Below are 19,797 nucleotides of genomic sequence, written 5' to 3' on the forward strand. Positions count from 1 at the left end.
GCGGGCTGCGAGTACGATCCTGCGACCATGAGTGCCTCGAACCAGACCCCGTCCTCGCGCCCCCGTGTCGCCGTCGTCTTCGGCGGCCGCTCCAGCGAGCACCCCGTGTCCTGCGCGACCGCTGCCAGCGTCATGGCGGCCATCGACTCCACGAAGTGGGAGGTCGTCCCCATCGGCATCACCCGGGAGGGGCAGTGGGTGGTCTCCACCGCGACGCCCGAGGAGCTGGCCATCAGTGCGGGCCACATCCCCGAGGTCGCGGGGGGCGACGAGCACGTCATCGTCCCGCTGGGCTCGGCCCAGACCGACCTGCAGGTCGTGCGCCAGGGCCTCCCGCCCGAGCTCCTCGGTGAGGTGGACGTCGTCTTCCCGCTGCTGCACGGCCCGTTCGGGGAGGACGGCACCCTGCAGGGCCTGCTGGAGATGGCCGACCTGCGCTATGTGGGGTGTGGTGTGGCCTCCTCGGCGATGATGATGGACAAGCACCACATGAAGGTCATCTTCGAGGCCGCTGGCCTCGAGGTGGGGCCCTACCGGGTGATCACCGACCGCATGTGGCGTGCCGACCGCCAGCAGGCCCTGGCCTCCGTCGAGGGGCTCGAGCTGCCGGTGTTCGTCAAGCCCGCGCGGGCCGGGTCCTCGATGGGGATCACCCGCGTGGACGACCTCGCGGACCTGGAGCAGGCGGTCGAGGCCGCCCGCGAGCACGACCTCAAGGTGGTGGTCGAGCAGGGCATCGACGGGCGCGAGCTCGAGTGCGCCGTGCTGGACGGACACGGGGCCGAGCCGCCGCGGGCCAGCACGGTCGGCGAGATCGTCGTCTCCGGCGGGCACGGCTTCTACGACTTCGAGGCCAAGTACCTCGACGAGTCCTCCACCACGCTCTCGGCCCCCGCGGAGGCGCCGGAGCAGGTCATCGAGGAGATCCGTCGCCTGGCCGTGCACGCCTTCGACGCGGCGGACTGCGAGGGGCTGGCGCGGGTCGACTTCTTCGTCACCCCCGACGAGCGCATCCTCATCAACGAGATCAACACGATGCCGGGCTTCACCCCGTACTCGATGTACCCCGCCCTGTGGGCGGCCTCAGGCATTTCTTACCCGGAACTGATCGACGAGCTGCTCACGCTGGCGCTGGAGCGCCCCCTCGGCCTGCGCTGATCAGGTGCAGGCCCGGCCGGTGCTCGGCAGCGTGCCGGCCGCCTCGGCGAAGCCCGCCACCAGGTCCGCGGACTGCGGGTAGCTGGCGGGCACCAGGATCTCCAGTGCCGGGGTGCGCCCGTAGGTGACCAGCGCGATGCCGTCGTCGAGCTCCTGCACCACCCAGTCCACCTTGTTGACGGTGAGGCAGGGGTCGGTGGTGGGGCCGGGGGGCACGACACCGCAGCGCGCCACGATCGGGGGATTTCCCCAGGCGGCAGCGCTCCCGGCGGCCTCCTCGGGCACTGGCTGGGCCACCCGGTCCGCGACGGTCTCGGGGAAGGCCTCCGCGACCTCCTGGCACACCGGCTCGCCGGCCAACGGGGCCGGGGAGATGGCGACCTCCCCCCGCGAGCAACCGGCCAGCACGGCGGTCAGCGCGAGTGCCGCCGCCCCGCAGCGCACGAGTGGGCGACGGGTGGAGGGGGTCTGCAGGGGTGCGACCGGGCGGCTGGAGGGCATCGGCACAGGGTAGCGTCGCGGGGTGGCTCTGACCTTGGCTGACCTCTCCGAGAACGACCTGCTCCCGCGGCTGTGGGAGCACCTGCCCACCCGTGGCCCGGACGTGCTGGTGGGGCCCGGCGACGACGCCGCGGTGGTGGACTCCCCGGGTGCGGTGGTCGTCACCACCGACACCATGGTCCGCGGGGCGGACTGGCTCGACGAGTGGTCCACCGGGTGGGAGGTGGGGGCCAAGGCCGTCGCCCAGAACCTCGCGGACGTGACGGCGATGGGGGGACGGTGCACCTCCATGGTCCTCACCCTCGTAGCCGATGCCCACACGCCCGTTGCCTGGGTGGAGGAGCTCGCGGTCGGGGTGGGGGAGCGGGCCCGGGAGGCAGGGGTCGCGGTCACGGGGGGCGATCTCTCCTCGGCGCCGGCAGGCACCCGCATGGTGAGCATCACCGCCCTGGGGTCCCTCGACGGGCCGCCGGTGCTGCGCTCGGGAGCGCGGGCGGGCGACCAGCTGGCGGTCTCGGGGCCGCTGGGCCGCTCGGCGGCAGGGCTGGCGCTGCTGCAGGCCGGGCGCACGCAGGCCGAGCCCGGGACGGCCGCCGCGGAGTGCCTCGAGCACCACCGCGCCCCCCGGGTGGACCCTGGAGCCGGTCAGCTGGCCGCGGCGGCGGGTGCGACGGCGATGCTCGACGTGAGTGACGGGCTGGGCCGGGACGGCGCCCGCCTGGCGACCGCCAGCGGGGTGGCCCTGCTCCTGGACCGGGAGGCCCTGGGCGGGGACGTGCGCCGGGCCTGGGAGGCCTTGGGCCCGCAGGCCGACGGCGCGGCCTGGGAGGCCGTGCTCACGGGAGGCGAGGAGCACTGCCTGCTGGCGAGCTTCCCCGCATCGGCACGCCTGCCCCGGGGATGGCGCGCCATCGGCATCTGCGTCCGGGCAACGGACGCAGGTGCGCCGGTCAGCCTCGACGGCCGAGCGGTGGACGGCGGGTGGGACCACTTCCGCCGCGGGTGACCCCCGGGCATGCCGAAGGGCGCCCCGAGGGGGCGCCCTGTCACGGCTCTCGCGAGCCCGGTGCGTCGGCCGGACGGCCGGTCACCGTGGGGTCAGCGCACGACCTTGCCGGCCTTGAGGCACGAGGTGCAGGCGTTGATGCGCTTCACGGTGGCGAGCTTGTCGCCGACGCGGGCACGCACGCGCTGGATGTTCGGGTTCCAACGGCGCTTGGTGCGGCGGTTGGAGTGCGAGATGTTGTGACCGAAGCTCGGTCCCTTGCCGCAGACGTCGCAGGTGGCAGCCACGGTTCTCTCCTGAGTGATCGTTGGTCGAATGGGCCCCGACCGGGAGTTCCGCGGCGGGGGACTCGGGGGAGTTCCTGCACACGGGGGTCACGGGCAACCGGAGAAGCATAGCCGACCTGACGCGCCGGGGCCAATCGGTGAGGATGTCACCGGTGGGTGCGACCATGGCCGCGTCCACCCGGGGACGCTTTGGAGCGTCCCGTACGTCCGAGGTCCCGGAGGCAGGCGCGCATGACCGACCCGCAGCACTCGCGGCTGAGTGCACTCGGTGCCCGCCGGTGGTTGCTCAACGTGCGCAGCGGTCTGCGCCGTGCGGCGCCCGCGCTCGACGCGGTGAACGTCTTCCCGGTGGCCGACGGGGACACCGGCACGAACATGTTCCTCACCCTGGACGCGGGGCTGCGCACCGCCCCGGCCTGGGACTCCACGGACGTGCACGCCAGCATCGACGGGCTGGCCCGCTCCATCCTGTGGTCCGCGCGGGGCAACAGCGGCGTGATCCTCGCGCAGCTGGTCGCCGGGGCCGCGCAGGAGCTCATCCGGGGTGCCGCGGGGGATCAGGACGGGGGACTCGACGGGGCGGGGCTCGCGCGAGCCCTCGCCCGTGCCGACGCCTCGGCCTGGCAAGCCGTGGCCACCCCGGAGCAGGGCACGATCCTCAGCGTGTCGCGCGCCGCTGCCGACGCCGCGCGGGAGGCCGCCGACGCGGGCAGGACGGTGGGCCAGGTCGCCCGCGCCGCGCTCGACGGGGCCACGGCCGCGCTGGCACGCACGCCCGACGAACTGCCCGCCCTGGCAGCTGCCCACGTCGTCGATGCGGGGGCGGCGGGGTACGTGGTCGCGCTCCGGCACCTCGTCCTCACCTGCGGGCTGGAGGCTCCCGAGGCTCCCGGTCTGCAGTGGCTCGGCACGGACGGTCACGGCGGTCCGCTCCCGGGCCACGCCGGGGCCGAGCTCCCGGCCCCGGCGGACGACGCCACGGCCGAGGACGGGGAGGGTCACCCGGAGGGCGCCGGTGACACCGACTCCGCCCCAGCCTCCGACTCCACCCTCGAGGTGGTCCTGGGCCTGACCCTCAGCGAGGCCTCCGCCCGCCGCGCCGACCGGTTGGTCAAGCGGTTGCGACGGCGCCTGACCGACCTCGGCGACTCCGTGGTCGTGGCCGGGGCGGGCCGACACTGGCGGGTGCACGTGCACGTGGCCGACGCACGCACCGCATCGAGGGTGACGGCGCTGTGCCGCCGGGCGGGGGACGTCGCCGACGTGCGGGTGGAGGGGCTGGACGGCTCCCACGAGCGCCGGCGCGAGGTGGCGCTGCTGGTGGCGGCCTCGGGGGAGGGCCTGGTGGGTGTCCTGCGGGCGGCCGGCGCGCAGGTCGTGCAGTCGTCGCCGGGGCGGCGGGCCGGCATCGGGGAGCTCGTCCAGGCCGCGGAGGCCTGCGGGGCCACCCGGGTGGTCCTGCTCCCGGCCGACAGCCATCTGGTGCTCCCGGCCCAGGAGGCTGCCCGCCAGGTGGCACAGCGGGGTGTCTGGCTGCAGGTGGTGGAGTGCCCCTCCCTGCAGGGTGCCGTAGCGGCCGTCGCCGTGTGGGATCCGGCGGGGGACGTGGAGAAGTCCGTGCGCGCCGTGGCCGCAGCGGCGAGCTCGACCACCGACGGTGCGGTCCGTGCCCTGGAGGGTGGCCGCGTGGTGGGCCTGGTCGGCGGGCGGGAGGTGAGCCGCGCCGAGGACGTGCCCGGGGCGCTCGCGGAGGTGATCGCCGCCCTGCCCACCCGCGGGGTGGAGCTGGCCACGGTGGTCCTCGGGGAGGGGCAGGACCCCTCGCTGGGCAAGGTCGTGGAGTCCAGCCTGCGGCTGCGACGCCGCTCGTTGGAGGTGCAGGTGATCGAGGGCGGTCCCGCGGCCTTCCCGGTGCTGGTGGGTGTCGAGTGAGGGCAGGAGGGCACACGTGGTGACCTGGGACTCCTCCCTGCCGGCCGTCATCGGCTCCAAGGAGGCCAAGGCGCTCGAGAAGGCGCGCGGGCTGCGGACCGTGGGCGACCTCGTGCAGTTCGTCCCCACGCGCTACCTGGACCCCGACCGTCCGGAGGCGATGGCCGACCTCGTGGTCGGCCAGAGTGCCGTGGTGGTCGGTGAGGTCGTCAGCGCGCAGCAGCTGCCGCTGCGCAACCAGCCCCGCCGCAAGCGCCTGGTCGCGTCGGTGCAGGACGGTGCGGGCAGCCGCCTGGAGGTGACCTTCTTCTCCACCTATGGCCACGCCGACCGCCTGGTGCCCGGCGCCCGGGTGATGTTCATCGGCACCGTGGGGGAGTTCAAGCGGACGCTGCAGATGACCCACCCGGACTACGTGGTCCTGACCGGCCGGGGCGAGGTCGCCGGAGCGGCGGCGGGTCCGGGGGAGGGCCTCATCGGGCTGTACCGCGAGGTCAAGGGCATGACCTCCCTGCAGGTCAACACCGCGGCGGTCCTGGCCCTCCACGCGCTGGACGAGGCCCCCGACGTGGTGCCGCCGGGCGTGAGCGTGCATGGCGTGACGGGCCACGACCTGACGGCGTTGGAGGCGTGGTCGGCGCTGCACCGCCCCGCCGACTGGTCCGAGGTCGCGCGGGGGCGCAACCGGCTGCGCCTCGCGGAGGCCTTCGAGCTGCAGGTGGTCCTGGCCCGGCTGCGTGCCCGCCACGAGGCCGACCCCGCGACCCCGCGCCCGCGGGCCGAGGGCGGTGTGGCTGGCCGCTTCGACGCCGCGCTGCCGTTCGCCCTGACGGGGGCCCAGGAGCGGGTGGGGCGGGAGATCGCCGCCGAGCTGGAGCGCACCCACCCCATGCACCGCCTGCTGCAGGGCGACGTCGGCTCGGGCAAGACGATGGTCGCGCTGCGCGCCATGCTCCAGGCCGTGGACTCCGGCGGCCAGGCCGCCCTCCTGGCCCCCACCGAGATCCTGGCCACGCAGCACCACCGGGGGCTGGTGCGCACCCTGGGGGACCTCGCGACCGCCGGCCGGCTGGCCGGGGGCGTCGAGATCCGACTGCTCACCGGCTCGATGACGCAGGCCCAGCGGCAGAAGGTGCTGTTGGACACGCTCACCGGCGAGGTGGACATCCTGGTCGGCACGCACGCCCTGCTGCAGGACACGGTGGGGTTCGCCGACCTGGCGCTGGTGGTCATCGACGAACAGCACCGCTTCGGGGTGGAGCAGCGGGATGCGCTGCGCGCCAAGGCCGACCCGCCGCCGCACCTGCTGGTGATGACCGCGACCCCCATCCCGCGGACGGTGGCGATGACCGTCTTCGGTGACATGGATGTCTCGGTGCTGGACGAGCTCCCGGCGGGGCGGCAGCCGGTCACCACCCACGTGGTCCCGGCGGGCAACGCCACCTGGGTGGAGCGTGCCTGGGAGCGGATCGCCGAGGAGGTCGCAGCCGGGCGACAGGCGTTCGTGGTCGCCTCCCGCATCGATGCCGCCGACGACCCGGAGGACGCCCCCGGCGGTGGGGCGGCCGGCTCACAGAGCGGGTCGGACGGGCTGCTGGTGGACCTCCCGGACCCGGCCGCCGACGAGGAGGACCGCCCCGCGGCCGTGGGCGTGGAGGACCTGGTGGTCACCGCCCGCGAGCACCTGGCCGGACGCGGCATCCGGGTGGAGATGGTCCACGGCCGCATGCAGACCGAGACCAAGGACGGGGTGATGGCTGCGTTCGCGGCCGGCGAGGTCGACGTGCTGGTCGCCACCACGGTCGTGGAGGTGGGGGTCGACGTACCCAACGCCAGCGTGATGCTCGTGGTCGACGCCGACCGGTTCGGCATCGCCCAGCTGCACCAGCTCCGCGGCCGCATCGGGCGTGGAGCGCACCCGGGGCTCTGTCTGCTGGTCACCCACGTGGAGGCCGGCCCCACCCGGGAGCGCCTGGACCGCGTGGCCGCCACCACGGACGGGTTCGAGCTGGCGCGGGCCGACCTGGAGATGCGCCGCGAGGGCGATGTCCTGGGGGCGGCGCAGAGCGGGAGCTCGGGGCTGGACTTCGTGCGGGTCCTGCAGGACGCCGAGCTCATCGACCGCGCCCGGGAGGCCGCCCGCGCGTACGTCCGGGCCGACCCGGACCTGAGTGGCTGGCCGCCCCTGGCCCGGGCCGTGGCCGCCCGGGACGAGAGCGCCGCCTGGCTGGAGCGCAGCTGATGCGGATCATCGCTGGGAGCCTCGGCGGGCGTCGCATCGCCGCGCCGCGGGGTGCGGACACCCGCCCCACCAGCGACCGCGTGCGGGAGGCCCTGTTCTCGATGCTGGAGCACGAGGGCGTCTTGCGGGACGCCTGGGTGCTGGACCTGTTCGCCGGGTCCGGGGCCCTGGGGCTCGAGGCTCACAGCCGGGGGGCGCGGCGCGTGGACTGGGTCGACAGCGCGTTGCCGGCCGTCGCGACCCTGCGCGAGAACCTCACCGCGCTGGGGGTGGCCGAGGACGCCGCGGCCGGCGTACACCAGCGGCCCGTGCTGTCCTTCCTGCGCGCCGGACGTCGGGTCCTCGTCGGCGACGGCGGTGACCTGCCCGATGGGGGGCGGGCGGTGCTCGCGCTGCTCGACCCGCCGTACCCGCTCTCGGAGGAGGACCTGGCCACGGTGCTCGCGGCGCTCGCCGACGACTGGCTGGCCCCCGGTGCCATCGTGGTGGTGGAGCGCTCGGCGCGCAGCCCCGAGCCCACCTGGCCACCGGGTCTGGAGCGTTTCCGCCACAAGGAGCACGGGGAGACCGCCCTGTGGTTCGCCGAGCCGGTGGACCCCCGGGCGTGACTTGCCACAATGGTCCAGTGACCACGACTGCTCTGCTCCCCGGTTCCTACGACCCCCTGACCAACGGCCACCTCGACGTGGTGCGCCGCGCGGCCCGGCTGTACGGCCGGGTGGTGGTCGCGGTCGTGCACAACCCGGAGAAGACCGGCACCCTGCCCGTCGACGAGCGGGTCCGCGTCATCCGGGAGTCCGTGACCGAGCTGCCCGGGGTGGAGGTCTCTGCGCACACCGGCCTGCTGGTGGACGTGGCCCGGCAGATGGGGGCCGACGTGGTGGTCAAGGGCATCCGCAGCGAGACCGACTACGCCTACGAGCACCCGATGGCGGCCATGAACCGGCACCTGTCCGGCATCGAGACGCTCCTGCTGCCCGCCGACGGGGCCGTCGCACACATCTCCTCCACGTTGGTCCGGCAGATCGCCGCGGCCGGGGGCGACGTGCGTGACCTGGTGCCCGAGCCGGTGTGGCGGGCGCTGACCGCGCGCGACTGATCCCGGCGGGCCTGTGGGACCATGGGGCCCATGATCGAGCTCGACCGTCGACACCCTCTGGCCCTTGACCTGCGCTCCTTCGGGCGACGCGCGGGCACCATGGAGAACGGTGAGCTCGACGTACCTGCTCCCGAGGGCATCGGCACCGACGTGATGGCGATCGCCGCGGGCTCGCCGCTGCACCTCGACCTGCGCCTGGAGTCGCTCGTCGACGGTGTCCTGGCCTCCGGGACCGTCACCGGCACCGCCACCGGGAGCTGCGTGCGCTGCCTGACCGAGCTCGTCGAGGAGGTCGACGAGGACTTCCAGGTCCTGTACGTCTGGCCCGGTGGCCGAGGTCCGGAGGCCGAGGAGGTCGACCCCGAGACGCAGGAGGACGTGCGCGAGCTGGACGGGGACCTGCTGGACCTCGAGCCCGCCGTGCGCGACGCGGTGGTGCCCGGCTTCCCCTTCCAGCCGGTCTGCGCGCCGGACTGCCCGGGGCTGTGCGACCGCTGCGGCGCGCGCCTGGCTGATGACCCGGACCACGAGCACGACGAGATCGACCCCCGCTGGGCGGCACTGCAGCAGCTGTCCGAGCGCGACGAGAAGTGAGCCGCGCAGCCCGTCCCGTGGTGGAGCTCGCCGCACGGTTGGAGGAGGTCGTCGGCGTCCCGGTCGACGCCGACCTCCTGCTGCAGGCGGTCACCCACCGGTCGTTCAGCTACGAGAACGACGACGCCCCCCACAACGAGCGGCTGGAGTTCCTCGGTGACTCCGTCCTGGGGCTGGTCGTCACCAACCACCTGTACCGCGCGAACCCGGACCTGCCCGAGGGTGAGCTGGCCAAGCTGCGCAGCGCGGTGGTCAGCGCCCGCGCCCTGGGGGGTGAGGCCGGCCGCCTGGACCTGGGCGACTACTTCCGGCTGGGCCGCGGGGAGGAGAACTCCGGCGGGCGTGCGAAGAACTCGATCCTCGCCGACGGCGTGGAGGCCGTGATCGGCGCGGTCTACCTGTCCTCCGGGCTGGACGCGGCCACCACGGTGGTCCACCACCTGCTGGACGAGCTGATGGAGCAGTCGCAGACCATGGGGGCGGCCCTGGACTGGAAGACCAGCCTGCAGGAGCTGGGCTCCGCCCGCGGCCTGGGACTGCCGGAGTACCGGATCACGGACTCCGGACCCGACCACGCCAAGCTCTTCGAGGCCACGGCCGTCCTGGGCGGCGAGGAGGCGGGCACCGGGTCCGGGCCCACCAAGAAGGCCGCCGAGATGATGGCCGCCGAGGCCGCCTGGCACCACCTCACGGCGCAGGGCTGACGTGCCCGAGCTGCCCGAGGTGGAGGTGGTCCGCGCGGGCCTCGAGTCCCACGTGGTGGGGCGCACCATCGAGGTGGCCGACGTGCGCGGTGACCGGGTGGCCCGTCGCCACGAGGGCGGGGCGGCGGCCCTGGCCCGGGCGCTGACCGGGCGCCGTCTGTGCTCGGCCGAGCGCCGCGGCAAGTTCCTCTGGTTGCCGCTCGACGACGGCCACGCCCTCATGACCCACCTGGGCATGAGCGGGCAGATGCTGGTACTCCCCGCCGAGGAGCCGCCGGTGCGCCACGAGCACGCCCGGCTGGACTTCGAGGACGAGGGCCCCACCCTGCGCTTCGCCGACCAGCGCACCTTCGGCGGGTGGTCGGTGGACCCTCTGGTGCCCGACCCCCACGGAGGCGACCACCCCGGGGGCGTCCCGGCGACCGCCACCCACATCGCGCCCGACCCCTTCGAGACCTGCTTCGATGCCGGCGCGGTCGCCGCCCGCCTGCGCACCCGGCGGGGCCCGGTCAAGCGCGCCATCCTCGACCAGGGCCTGGTCAGCGGCGTGGGCAACATCTACGCCGACGAGGCGCTGTGGCGCACCGGGGTCCACGGGGAGCGCCCGGGGCACTCCCTGACCGGCCCCCGCGCCCGGGCCCTGTTGACGCACCTGCAGGCGGTCATGGGCGAGGCCCTGGAGCAGGGCGGCACGAGCTTCGACGCGCTGTACGTCAACGTCAACGGGGCCAGCGGCTACTTCGACCGACGGCTGGCGGTCTACGGCCAGCAGGGCCGGCCCTGCCCGGCCTGCGGCAGCACGGTGCTGCGGTCGCCCTTCGACGGCCGCAGCTCCCACTGGTGCCCCACCTGTCAGACCCGTCCCCGGTCGGCGCCGCGGGGGGTCGCGCGATGAGGCTGGACCACCTCGAGGCGGACCTCGTCCAGGACTCGATCGACCAGCTGGCCCGCCGCATCGGGGCCCGTTTCCCCGACCGCAGCCTGCACCGCGTGGCGCTGCGGGTGCGGCGCCTGGCCGACGAGGTGGAGGAGTCCGCGGACTCCAGCCGCCTGCGCATCCGGTGGATGCGGTGGGTCTCCGGCGCGCTGGCCCTCGCCCTCGCCGTGGCCACCGTCCTGGTGGCCCTCTCGGTGGTCTCGCACCTGCGGGCCGTGGGGGTGCTGGACACGGTGTCCGACGTGGAGTCCCTCACCAGCGACCTCTCGGCGACCATATGGCGCAAGATCTCGTTGCTGCCCTGAGGCACCGGATGCGGAGCGCGCCGCCGGGTGCCACAGTGACCCGGTGCTCTCACCCCATCCGGACCTGCAGCGCCCGCCCGGGCGGTTGAGCCCGCTCTCCCTGCCGGTCGTCGCCCCGGTGGCCGGGGCCCCGGTTCCCGCGGTGGACGGGGTGGTCCTGGTGCTGGGGGCCCACCCCGACGACGAGACCGTGGGTGCAGGCCGCCTCGTCGCCCACCTGGCCGCCCGGGGCAGGGTGGCCGCCCACGTGGCGACGGCGGGGGAGGGGTGCTTCGCCGGCCGGGAGACGCCGGGCGTGCCGGACGTGGGGGAGCTGCGCCGCAGTGAGTGGCGCGCGGCGGTGACCGCCCTGGGGGCCGAGACCGGCAGGTGCGCCGGTCTGGCCGACGGCAGCCTGGCTCGACACCCCGGCCGGGTGCGCGCCTGGGTGGCCGAGGTGGTCGATGCCGTGGGCCCGGCCGTGCTCGTCGCGCCCTGGCAGCTCGACCCGCACCCTGACCACGCGGCAACCGGCAGCGCGGCGGCACGGGTGGCCCGTGAGCGGGGACTGACGCTCTGGGAGTACCCGGTCTGGGCCCCGGCCTGGTGCACCCCCGAGCAGGTGGGGGCCAGCGGGTGGCGCCTGGAGGCCCGGTGGACCGATCCGTCGGCGACGGCAGCGCGGGCCGCCGCGCTGCGGTGCTACCCCTCCCAGTTGCACGAGCTCGTTGCGGGGTGGGGCGCGGTCGTCCCCACGGACGCCCTGGCCCACCACGCCCAGCAGCTCGTCTGTGTGCGGGAGGCGGCATGACGGTCCCGCAGCCCGGCCAGCCGGCGGGGACGGGGCCCGACGTGGATGCCTGGTATGCCGAGCAGGACGATCCCTTCGGGGTGGGCACCCGCTGGTACGAACGCCGCAAGCGCGCCGTCGTGGCGGCCGCCCTGCAGCGGGAGCGCTACCGGTTGTGCTGGGACGCTGCTTGTGGCACCGGACACCTGGCGCAGGACCTGGTGCTGCGGTGCGAGCGGCTGGTCGCCAGCGACGCGGCCGCGCGCGCGGCGGAGCTGACCCGAGGCCGCCTGTCCGGGGCGCGGGAGCCCCACGAGCGACCGCCCCAGGACAGGCCGGGAGCCCAGTGCGGGCACGACGCGCGCGGTGCCCGGGGTGGGCACGACGCGCCGGGCGTGCAGGTCCTCCGGCACCGGCTGCCGGCCGCGCCCCCGGGGCTCAGCGGCTGCGACCTCGTGCTGCTCTCGGAGGTGCTCTACTACCTCGACGACGCGGCCCGGGCAGCGCTCCCGGACCTGCTGGAGCAGGTGACCTGCGGTGCCGAGGCCCCCGAGGTGCTCGCCGTGACCTGGCGGCACCACCCGCACGACGGCCACCTCTCCGGCGCAGCCGCCCACGCGGAGCTCGGCGCCGGTCTCCGAGCGCGCGGGTGGGAGCAGGCCGTGGAGCACCAGGAGCCCGACTTCGTGCTCCACAGCTGGACCACGACACCGGGAGGACAGTAATGACCCTCGACTCGACCCTCACCCCCTGGCCGGAGCCGGTGCAGGTGGGCGACCACCCACGGCGCTCCACCGACCCCGACAGCCTGCGCGCCGCCGTGCGGCCCCTGGTGGACGCGGTGGACTGGGCGCACCTGACCTGGCCGGAGCTCCTGGACGCCCTGGCCCGGCGCGGGGCCACCGACGTGCCCTGGTCCCGTCTGGCTGAGGGCCATGTCGATGCGGCGCGCACCCTCGCGCAGGCCGGTCACCGTGCCGCGCCCGACAGCGTGTACGGGGTCTGGGCCTCGCGCTCGCAGGGCACGGGCCCCACCCTCGAGCCGGTGGCAGAGGGCTGGCGGCTGCGGGGGACCCTGCGTTTCGCCTCCGGGGTGGGTGTGCTGGACCGCGCCCTGGTCACGGGCGTCGACCCCCGGGGGAGGCACCGGCTGCTGGACCTGGACGTGCGCGCCTGGGAGGGGGACCCCGCATCGTGGCCGGCGACGGGCATGGCCCCCAGCCGGTCCTGAACCGTCCGGGTGGACCACGTGGCCCCTGCCTCGGCCGAGGTCGGGCCCCCGGGCTGGTACCTGGATCGCCCCGCCTTCCTGCCCGGGGGCGTGGGCGTTGCCGCAGTCTGGTGGGGCGCTGCCGTGCGCGTGGCGCGAGCCGTCGAGGGTGCGGGGCGCGGGGCGCCGGCGGCCCCGGAGCGGGCGGTGCGATGGGGCCACGTCCGCACCGAGCTGACCGCCGCCGGGGCGGCGCTGCGGGTGGCCGGAGGTCGGCTGGAGGAGATCCTGCCGGTTCAGGGGAGGGACGACTGGGACGCCCTCGGTGAGACGGCGCGGGACGAGTTGGCCGGCCTCTCGGCAGAGACCCGGGCGGTCGTCGCCACGGCTGCGGGACGGACGCTGGAGCACCTCCGGGTGCTGGCCGGGGCCGCGGGGCTGGCCCTGGACGCGCCGGTCTCCCACGCGGTGGAGGACCTCACGGTCTACCTCGCCCAGCACCCGGTGGACCGGGCGGCCGGGGGGCTCGGGGTGGTCGGGTGACACAGGTGGTGGTCGGCGTCCCCGCGCACGACGAGGCGGACCTCATCGGGCCCTGCCTGGAGTCGGTGCTGGCAGCGGCCGGTCGCGCGGTCGCGTCCCCGGGTCCGGTGCGCCGGGTGCACGTGGTGGTGGCCGCCCACCGGTGCCGAGACGCGACGGCCGAACGGGCGGGGGGGCTGCTTCAGCGCGCGCAGGGCGACGAGCGGGTCACCGGCGAGGTGCTCGTGGACCTGACCAGCACCACGGTGGGGCAGGTCCGTGACCGCGCGCTGCGTCGCGGCGTGGCGCACCTGGTGCCGGGCGACGGTGCGGACGGTGTGGCCGGCGAGGAGGGGGAGACGCCGCCGTGGCTCTTCTCCACCGACGCGGACTCCCGCGTCCCGGCTGACTGGGTGGAGGGGCTGCTGGAGGTTGCCTCCCGCGAGGGCGCGCCGGTGGTCACGGGGCTGGTGGACCTGGAGGCCTGGGACGCGCCCGCCGTGGGGAAGGCCGAATACGACCGCCGGGTCGCCGAGGGCTTCCACCCCACCGGGCACTGGCACGCCTACGGCGCGAACCTCGCCGTGCGCTGGGACGCCTACCGCCGGGCGGGGGGCTTTCCCCGGCGGGCCGTCGGGGAGGACGTCGCGCTGGTTCAGGCCCTGCGCGCAGCGGGCGTGCCCGTGGCCTCGACCACGGCGGTGCGCGTGACCACCTCGTCGCGCGCTCCCGGCCGGGCGGCCGGGGGCCTGGGTTCCCTGCTCGCCGAGCTGGCGGGTGCCGACGACCCCCCGTCGCCGGGCCGCACCCCGCGCGAGAGACTGGGACTGACCACGGAGGAGCTCGCAGCGCGGGCCGGGAGGAGCACCATGAACACCCCTGACGAGGACCTGCAGGCCGCTGGCAACCACACCGGCGCCTCCCGGGCGACCCTGTTCGTGGCCGGCCGGGTGCAGGGGGTGGGCTTCCGCTGGTGGACCCGCAGCCGCGCCCTCGAGCTCGGCCTCGTGGGCCACGCCCGCAACATGCGCGATGGACGGGTGGAGGTGGTCGCCCAGGGTGACCACGCCGCCATCGGGCAGCTGGAGGGCCTGCTGCGGGAGGACCCGAGCACCGCCGGGCGCCCGGGGCGCGTCGACGCCGTGGTACGGCAGGAGGGGGACGCGCGCCCCGGCATCGAGGGATTCGTCGAGCGCTGAGAGTCTCCGCAGGTGTGAGGCGGCCCCTCGCAGCGTCGCGTCGTGCCCCGCGGCCACCGTGGGAGCACCATGCGCCCCATGGAACCCATCACTCCCGCCTACGGCGCAGGGCCACTGCTGCTCATCGCAGCCGGGGCCATCGCCGTCCTGCTCGTCCTCATCATCCACTTCCGACTCCACGCCTTCGTGGCGCTGGTGCTGGTCAGCGCCCTCACGGCGCTGGTGGCCGGCATCCCGGTGGGCCAGGTGCCCGCTGCCCTGAGCTCGGGCTTCTCCAGCACGCTCGGCAGTGTGGCGCTGCTGGTCGGCTTCGGCGTCATGCTCGGCCGCATCCTGGAGGTCTCCGGTGGCGCCCAGGTGCTCGCGGACTCGCTGATCTCCCGCTTCGGGGAGGAGCGCGCCCCCTTCGCCCTCGGTGTCGCCGCGCTGCTCTTCGGCTTCCCGATCTTCTTCGATGCGGGGCTGGTCGTCTTCCTGCCCATCATCCTGGCCGTGGCGCGTCGCTTCGGCGGCTCTGTGCTCTACTACGCCATCCCGACCGCCGGTGCCTTCGCGGCCATGCACGCCCTGGTGCCCCCGCACCCCGGCCCGGTGGCCGCGGCCACCGAGTTCTCCGCCGACATCGGCCTGACCCTGCTCCTGGGCGCCGTGGCCGCGGTCATCTCCTGGTACCTGGGTGTCTACCTCGTCAGCAGGTTCCTCGGTCGCCGGTTCGACGTGCCGCTGCCCTCCCTGCTGCTCGGTGAGGAGCGCGGGCGTGACGGCCTCACCGAGGCCGAGCGCGAGTCCGGCTCCACCGGCCGCACCCCCCGGGTTCGGCCTGGTGCTGGGGCTGCTGCTCCTGCCGATGGTGCTGATCGCCGGCAAGACGGTGAGCAACACCCTGGTCTCGGGCGGCACGCTGGAGGAGGAGAGCCCGCTCGTCGGGGTGCTGACCTTCCTGGGTGACACCCCCATCGCGCTGCTCATCACGCTGCTGGCCGCCATCCTGCTGATCCGGGTCGGTGGCGGCAAGGACGGGCTGCAGAAGCTGCTGGACGACTCGCTGGCCCCCATCTGCTCGATCATCCTGATCACCGGCGCCGGTGGCATGTTCGGTGGCGTGCTGCGGGCGAGCGGCATCGGCGAGGCCCTCACCACCTCGCTGGGCGGCCTCGGCCTCTCGCTGATCCTGCAGGCCTTCCTCATCTCCACCCTGCTGCGGGTGGCGCAGGGTTCGGCGACGGTCGCCCTGACCACCACCGCCGGGCTGCTCGCGGCGGCCGTGGGCTCGGCCGACCTGTCGTCGGTGCAGCTCGTGGCCCTGGTCATCGCCATCGCGGCCGGTGCGACCGTGCTGTCCCACGTGAACGACTCCGGCTTCTGGCTGGTGGGTCGCTTCTTCGAGATGGACACCAAGACCACGCTGCGCACCTGGACGGTCATGGAGACCACGCTGGGCCTGGCGGCCTTCGGTGTGGCCCTGGTCCTGTGGTCGATCGGTGGCGTGCTGGCCTGACGCCCCCTGACCCGGCCGCGCCACCCGGCGCACGACTGACAGCGGCACCCGTCCCCTCCGCGGGGGGGGGACGGGTGCCGCTGTCCGCGCCCGGGCGACGCCGGCGCTTTCGTAGGATGACCGGCGACCCGCAGGTCCCCGGCCGACAGGAAACCCTCCACCGTGTACGTGACGTCCCTGACCCTCAAGGGGTTCAAGTCGTTCGCCTCGTCCACGAAGCTGGAGCTCGAGCCGGGCATCACCTGCATCGTGGGGCCGAACGGCTCGGGCAAGTCGAACGTCGTGGACGCGCTGGCCTGGGTGATGGGGGAGCAGGGCGCCAAGTCGCTGCGCGGCGGCAAGATGGAGGACGTCATCTTCGCCGGCACCTCCGGGCGGGCCCCGCTGGGCCGCGCCGAGGTGGCCATGACCATCGACAACACCGACGGTGCCCTACCGATCGACTACTCCGAGGTCACCATCAGCCGGACCATGTTCCGCAGCGGCGGCTCGGAGTACGCCATCAACGGCACCCCCTGCCGCCTGCTGGACGTGCAGGAGCTGCTCAGCGACTCCGGCATCGGGCGCGAGATGCACGTCATCGTCGGGCAGGGCCAGCTCGATGCGGTGCTGCGCGCCACCCCCGAGGAGCGCCGCGGCTTCATCGAGGAGGCCGCGGGCGTCCTGAAGCACCGGCGCCGCAAGGAGAAGGCGCTGCGCAAGCTCGACGCGATGGAGGGCGACCTCGCCCGGGTGCGCGATCTGACTGCGGAGATCCGCCGGCAGCTCGGTCCGCTGGGGCGGCAGGCGGCCACCGCGCGGCGGGCGGCGGTCATCCACATCATGGTCCGCGACGCCCGGGCCCGGCTGCTGGCCGACGACCTGGTGCAGCAGCAGGCGGCGCTGGACTCCGACCTCGCCGACGAGCAGGCTGCCCTGGCCCGCCGGCAGCAGGCCGAGCAGGCGCTGGCCGCCGCCTCCGGGGGCGTGGAGGAGCTGGAGCAGTCGGTCGCCACCGCCGACGGGCGCCACGAGGCCTTCCGGAACGCGTGGTTCGAGCTGGGCACCCTCATCGAGCGCACCCGCGCCGCCGGACGGCTGGCCGCCGAGCGCGCGACCCTGGCCGACCGCGACGCCACCGAGTCCGAACAGCGCAGCCGCAGCGGTCGTGACCCCGAGCAGCTCCAGGCCCAGGCCGCCGAGCTGAAGCAGCAGGAGGCCGATGAGGCCGCCCGCATCGATTCCACCGAGGACGAGCTCGCCGAGGCGACCAGCGCCCGCGAGCAGGCCGAGGCCGCGCACGCCGCCGAGGCGCAGCGCCTGGAGCGGTTGGCCAAGGCGGCAGCGGACCGCAGGGAGGGCCTGGCGACGCTGGCCGGCCAGGTGGAGGTGCGTCGCTCGCGGGTGGCCTCGGCGCAGACGGAGATCGAGCGCCTGGAGGCCGACATCGCCGCCGGCGAGCAGCAGGCCCAGGCGGCGCGCGACCGCCTGGCCGAGCTCGAGGGCGGCATGGAGGAGGCCGAGTCCGGGGAGGCCGGGTTGGACGCCGCCCACGAGGCCGCGCAGGAGGCCGTGGAGGCCGCTGCGGCCGAGCTGGAGCAGGCCCGCAACCGGCTGAACAACGCCGGGCAGAAGGCTCAGCGCCTCACCGCCCGGGTGGAGGGCCTATCCGTCGCCCTGCAGCGCCGTGACGGGTCGGCGACGCTCGTGGCCGAGGGTGCTCCCGCCGGCGTGCTGGGGGACCTCACGGACCACCTCCAGGTCGAGGCGGGCCACGAGGCCGCCCTGGCCGTGGCGCTGGGCCCGGTGGCCACGGCGCTCGTGGTGCAGAGCCGCGGGGCGGCGACCGCCGCGCTGGAGCACCTGGCGGCCCGGGAGGCCGGGCAGGCGACGCTGGTGCTCTCCGCCGGCTCCGATGCGGGGGAGCCGGTGCCGCTCTCCGGCGCGGGGGGTCCCGACGGGGCGGCCGGCCCGGGCGGTGGGCAGCCCGGCCGTGGTGAGCTTCCCGGTGTGGCCGTGTGGGCCACCGGGGTGGTGCGGGTGCCCCCGGTCCTGGCGGGGGCGCTGGGCGAGGCCCTCGACGGCGTGGCCCTGGCCGCGGACGCCGAGGCCGCGCGGGCGGTGCTGGACGCCACCCCGGGTGTGCGGGCGGTCGCGACGGCCACCGGTGAGCTGTGGACGCGCCACCGGGTGACCGGCGGGTCGTCGACCGGCCCCTCGTCGGTGGAGGTGGCGGCCGACCACGACCGGGCGGTGGCCGAGCTGGAGCAGGCACAGCAGGAGGTCGCCGCGGCCGAGTCAGCGCGGGATGCGGCCCAGGAGCGCCTCGCGGCGGCACGCCCGGCGGCCGAGGCGGCCCTGGCGGCCCTGCACGAGTCCGACGCGCGCATGGCCGCGGTGGCCGACGACCTGGCCCAGGCGGCGCAGTCCGAGCGGGCGGCGCGCTCCGGCATCGAGAAGGCCACCGAACGCCTGGCGGCCCGCCGGACCGAGGCCGAGGCCGACCGGGCCGACCTGGAGGCGCTGGAGGCCCGGCTCGAGGCGGCCCGCACCCAGGACGCCCAGGCCCCCGACGCCGCAGACGACACCGCGGAGCGCGACCGGCTGGCCACGGCGGCGGCGCAGGCCCGCGCACACGAGACCGAGGCGCGCCTGGCGGCCCGCACCGCGGCCGAACGGCTGAAGGCGATCGCCGGGCGCGGAGACGCCCTGGCGGCCCAGGCTCGCGGGGAGGTCCTGGCCCGGCAGGACGCCGCCCGCCGGGCCGGGCAGCGTCGTCGCGCCGCCGAGCACGCCCGCGGCATCGCCGAGCGGGCCGAGGCGTTGGTCGGCCGGTTGGAGGCCGTCCGCGAGCAGGCGGAGGCCGGCCGCCAGACCGCGGAGGCGCAGCGTGCCGAGCTGCGGCAGGAGCTCGCGGCGCGCCGCACCCGCATCGCCGAGCTGACCGAGCGCGTGCGGGAGCTGACCGATGCGGTGCACCGCGACGAGGTCGCGCGCGCCGAGATGCGCCTGCGCGTGGAGGCGCTCGTCCAGCGGGCCACCGACGAGCTCGGCATGGAGGCCGAGGTGCTGGTGGCCGAGTACGGGCCCGAGAACGAGGTGCCGGTCCTGGACGACGACGGGGAGCAGACCCGCGACGAGGAGGGGAACCCGGCCACGGTCCCCTTCGTCCGCGACGAGCAGGCCAAGCGGCTGCGCCGCGCCGAACGGGACCTCAAGGCCCTGGGCGCGGTGAACCCGCTGGCGCTGGAGGAGTACGCGGCGATGGAGGAGCGCCACCAGTTCCTGGCCGGGCAGCTCGACGACCTCGTGGCTTCCAAGGAGGCACTGTTGGAGCTGGTGGCCGAGGTGGACGAGCGGGTGCGCACCGCATTCGTGGAGGCCTACCAGGACACCGCGCGGGAGTTCGAGGGCGTGTTCTCCCGGCTCTTCCCCGGCGGCGAGGGGCGGTTGGAGCTCACGGACCCCGAGGACATGCTGACCACCGGCATCGAGGTGCAGGCCCGCCCACCGGGCAAGAAGGTCAAGCGGCTCTCGCTGCTCTCCGGTGGGGAGCGTTCGCTGACCGCGGTGGCGTTGCTGGTGAGCATCTTCAAGGCCCGGCCCTCGCCCTTCTACATCATGGACGAGGTCGAGGCCGCGCTGGACGACACCAACCTGGGGCGGTTGATCCAGCTCTTCGAGGAGCTGCGCGACTCCAGCCAGCTGATCGTCATCACCCACCAGAAGCGCACGATGGAGGTCGCCGACGCCCTCTACGGCGTCTCGATGAAGGGCGACGGCATCAGCCAGGTGGTCTCCCAGCGGCTCAAGGACTCGCCCCTGCCGCGGGCTTGAGGGAGTGTCTGACCCACT

18 protein-coding genes and 1 pseudogene are annotated in these 19,797 nt (G+C 75.2%); 17 read left to right on the forward strand and 2 right to left on the reverse strand.

All coding sequences use genetic code 11. The features are described from left to right. Positions 1-27 precede the first annotated feature (27 nt). Positions 28-1,158, forward strand: a complete 1,131-nt coding sequence (locus KSED_RS05255; protein WP_015779064.1) for a D-alanine--D-alanine ligase family protein — start codon at positions 28-30, stop codon at positions 1,156-1,158. On the opposite strand, the gene KSED_RS05260 is transcribed toward KSED_RS05255, so the two are convergent. Continuing rightward, entirely contained in the window at positions 1,159-1,659 is a 501-nt protein-coding gene (locus KSED_RS05260; RefSeq protein ID WP_015779065.1) for a DUF3515 family protein, read from the reverse strand. It abuts the gene before it with no gap. Positions 1,660-1,681: 22 nt separating this feature from the next. On the opposite strand from KSED_RS05260, the gene thiL reads away from it, so the two are divergent. After that, the gene (gene thiL, locus KSED_RS05265) at positions 1,682-2,665 is read left to right on the forward strand and encodes a thiamine-phosphate kinase (protein ID WP_015779066.1); all 984 of its coding nucleotides are present in this window, start codon (positions 1,682-1,684) and stop codon (positions 2,663-2,665) included. 92 nt (positions 2,666-2,757) lie between these two features. Here thiL and rpmB read toward each other — a convergent pair whose 3' ends face one another. Next, positions 2,758-2,952 (reverse strand): 50S ribosomal protein L28, encoded by a 195-nt coding sequence (gene rpmB / locus KSED_RS05270; protein WP_015779067.1) that lies wholly within the window; start codon positions 2,950-2,952, stop codon positions 2,758-2,760. Between the two features lie 231 nt (positions 2,953-3,183). Between rpmB and KSED_RS05275 the strand changes: the two genes are divergently transcribed. From KSED_RS05275 to smc, 15 genes and pseudogenes are all read left to right on the forward strand, one after another. After that, positions 3,184-4,884: a DAK2 domain-containing protein gene (locus tag KSED_RS05275; RefSeq protein ID WP_015779068.1), complete on the forward strand. Its 1,701-nt coding sequence runs from the start codon at positions 3,184-3,186 to the stop codon at positions 4,882-4,884. Positions 4,885-4,900: 16 nt separating this feature from the next. Continuing rightward, complete coding sequence (locus KSED_RS05280; protein WP_015779069.1) at positions 4,901-7,126, forward strand: ATP-dependent DNA helicase RecG; 2,226 nt, start codon at positions 4,901-4,903, stop codon at positions 7,124-7,126. Beyond that, positions 7,126-7,734, forward strand: coding sequence for a 16S rRNA (guanine(966)-N(2))-methyltransferase RsmD (gene rsmD / locus KSED_RS05285; RefSeq protein WP_015779070.1), 609 nt, complete (start codon positions 7,126-7,128; stop codon positions 7,732-7,734). The genes KSED_RS05280 and rsmD overlap by 1 nt, the downstream gene beginning before the upstream one ends. Positions 7,735-7,751: 17 nt before the next feature. After that, positions 7,752-8,225 carry a pantetheine-phosphate adenylyltransferase gene (gene coaD / locus KSED_RS05290; RefSeq protein ID WP_015779071.1) on the forward strand — a complete coding sequence of 158 codons (474 nt, stop codon included), beginning with the start codon at positions 7,752-7,754 and terminating at the stop codon, positions 8,223-8,225. 30 nt (positions 8,226-8,255) lie between these two features. Further along, positions 8,256-8,819: a YceD family protein gene (locus KSED_RS05295; protein ID WP_015779072.1), complete on the forward strand. Its 564-nt coding sequence runs from the start codon at positions 8,256-8,258 to the stop codon at positions 8,817-8,819. Next, positions 8,816-9,523 carry a ribonuclease III gene (rnc, locus tag KSED_RS05300; protein ID WP_115306661.1) on the forward strand — a complete coding sequence of 236 codons (708 nt, stop codon included), beginning with the start codon at positions 8,816-8,818 and terminating at the stop codon, positions 9,521-9,523. Before KSED_RS05295 ends, rnc begins: the two co-directional genes overlap by 4 nt. Position 9,524: 1 nt before the next feature. Then, positions 9,525-10,418, forward strand: coding sequence for a bifunctional DNA-formamidopyrimidine glycosylase/DNA-(apurinic or apyrimidinic site) lyase (mutM, locus tag KSED_RS05305; protein WP_015779074.1), 894 nt, complete (start codon positions 9,525-9,527; stop codon positions 10,416-10,418). Next, positions 10,415-10,765, forward strand: a complete 351-nt coding sequence (locus KSED_RS05310; RefSeq protein ID WP_015779075.1) for a hypothetical protein — start codon at positions 10,415-10,417, stop codon at positions 10,763-10,765. The genes mutM and KSED_RS05310 overlap by 4 nt, the downstream gene beginning before the upstream one ends. A gap of 43 nt (positions 10,766-10,808) precedes the next feature. Further along, positions 10,809-11,555, forward strand: coding sequence for a PIG-L deacetylase family protein (locus tag KSED_RS13540; RefSeq protein WP_049758350.1), 747 nt, complete (start codon positions 10,809-10,811; stop codon positions 11,553-11,555). Continuing rightward, on the forward strand, positions 11,552-12,259 hold the full coding sequence (locus KSED_RS13545) for a hypothetical protein (protein WP_015779077.1): 708 nt from the start codon (positions 11,552-11,554) through the stop codon (positions 12,257-12,259). The genes KSED_RS13540 and KSED_RS13545 overlap by 4 nt, the downstream gene beginning before the upstream one ends. Next, positions 12,259-12,765 (forward strand): hypothetical protein, encoded by a 507-nt coding sequence (locus KSED_RS13550; protein WP_049758353.1) that lies wholly within the window; start codon positions 12,259-12,261, stop codon positions 12,763-12,765. Before KSED_RS13545 ends, KSED_RS13550 begins: the two co-directional genes overlap by 1 nt. A gap of 18 nt (positions 12,766-12,783) precedes the next feature. Next, positions 12,784-13,287, forward strand: a complete 504-nt coding sequence (locus KSED_RS13555; RefSeq protein WP_143827351.1) for a hypothetical protein — start codon at positions 12,784-12,786, stop codon at positions 13,285-13,287. Beyond that, positions 13,284-14,465, forward strand: a complete 1,182-nt coding sequence (locus tag KSED_RS15640; RefSeq protein WP_015779078.1) for an acylphosphatase — start codon at positions 13,284-13,286, stop codon at positions 14,463-14,465. The genes KSED_RS13555 and KSED_RS15640 overlap by 4 nt, the downstream gene beginning before the upstream one ends. 78 nt (positions 14,466-14,543) lie before the next feature. Then, positions 14,544-15,963 (forward strand): annotated as a pseudogene (locus tag KSED_RS05340) (GntP family permease). A gap of 168 nt (positions 15,964-16,131) precedes the next feature. Then, positions 16,132-19,779 (forward strand): chromosome segregation protein SMC, encoded by a 3,648-nt coding sequence (gene smc, locus KSED_RS05345; RefSeq protein WP_308699675.1) that lies wholly within the window; start codon positions 16,132-16,134, stop codon positions 19,777-19,779. Positions 19,780-19,797: the final 18 nt, after the last annotated feature.

It is taken from the genome of Kytococcus sedentarius DSM 20547 (assembly GCF_000023925.1).
Classification (GTDB): Bacteria; Actinomycetota; Actinomycetes; order Actinomycetales; family Dermatophilaceae; genus Kytococcus; species Kytococcus sedentarius.